Source organism: Massilia sp. CT11-108 (assembly GCF_047302915.1).
Lineage (GTDB): Bacteria > Pseudomonadota > Gammaproteobacteria > Burkholderiales > Burkholderiaceae_D > Telluria > Telluria orientalis.
This window is the reverse complement of the sequence record NZ_JBKYMO010000997.1, coordinates 1-1,005: the sequence shown is the minus strand read 5'-3', so window position 1 is coordinate 1,005 and position 1,005 is coordinate 1. Positions and strand designations below refer to the sequence as shown.

Annotated in this window: 1 protein-coding gene; it reads left to right on the top strand. The window is 73.3% G+C overall.

Annotated features, from left to right (window positions below; all coding sequences use genetic code 11):
- Nucleotides 1–31: 31 nt before the first annotated feature.
- Nucleotides 32–1,005 (top strand): triple tyrosine motif-containing protein (locus ACEN88_RS32670; protein WP_413346416.1); only part of this gene is annotated, 974 nt, incomplete at its 3' end.

Sequence of the window (1,005 nt, the reverse complement as noted above, 5' to 3'; positions counted from 1 at the left end):
GGACGAAGCGGCCGGCGACAAGGGTCTGTCGATGCTGTCCCGCGGCCGCTTCGTCCCGGTACGGCTGGCCGATCCGCAGGCCCTGGCCGGCATCACCGGCATGCTGCTGCGCGCCGACGGCGACCTGTGGCTGAACGGCAGCCGCGGCCTCGTGCGCATCCCGGCCACGCAGTGGCGCGCGTTCCTGAAGGCGCCGGCCGGCACCATCGCCACCTACGACCTGTTCGACGCGACCGACGGCTATCCAGGCATCGCGCAGTTCCGCTCGGGGCAACCGAGCCTGATGGAGACGCCCGACGGCCGCCTGTGGCTGTACGGCACCGACGGCGCCGCCTGGATCGACCCGGCCCGCCTGCCCCGCAACCGGCTGGCGCCGCCCGTGCACATCACGAGCGTGACCGCCGGCGGGCGCACGCTCGATGCAACGGGCGGCTTGATCCTGCCGGCAGGCACGCGGGACCTGCAGATCGCCTACACGGCCCCCAGCTTCACGATGCCGGAGCGGGTCCGCTTCCGCTACAAACTGGAAGGCGTCGACGACGACTGGCGCGACGCCGGCCCGCGCCGCACGGCCTATTACACGCGCCTGGGGCCTGGCCGCTACCGCTTCGCCGTCAGCGCCGCCAACGAGGACGGCGTGTGGAACCCGACGGGGGCCGCGCTCGACGTCACGATCGCGCCCACGTTCGTGCAGGGCGCGCCGTTCAAGGCGCTGTGCGCCGCCCTCCTCGCGCTGGCGGCATGGCTGCTGTACCGTTTGCGCCTGCGCCGGGTCACGCTGCAGCTGCGCCGCCTGCTGCAGGAGCGCGCGGGCGAACGCGAACGCATCGCGCGCACCTTGCACGACACGCTGATGCAATCCGTGCAGGCCCTGTTGATGCTGTTCGAGCACGCGCGCGACCGGCTGCCGCAGGACTGCCCCGACCGCCCGCTGATCGACCGCACGCTCGAACAGGCGCGCAACGCGCTGCGCGAAGGCCGCGACGAGCTGACGGCGCTGCGCGG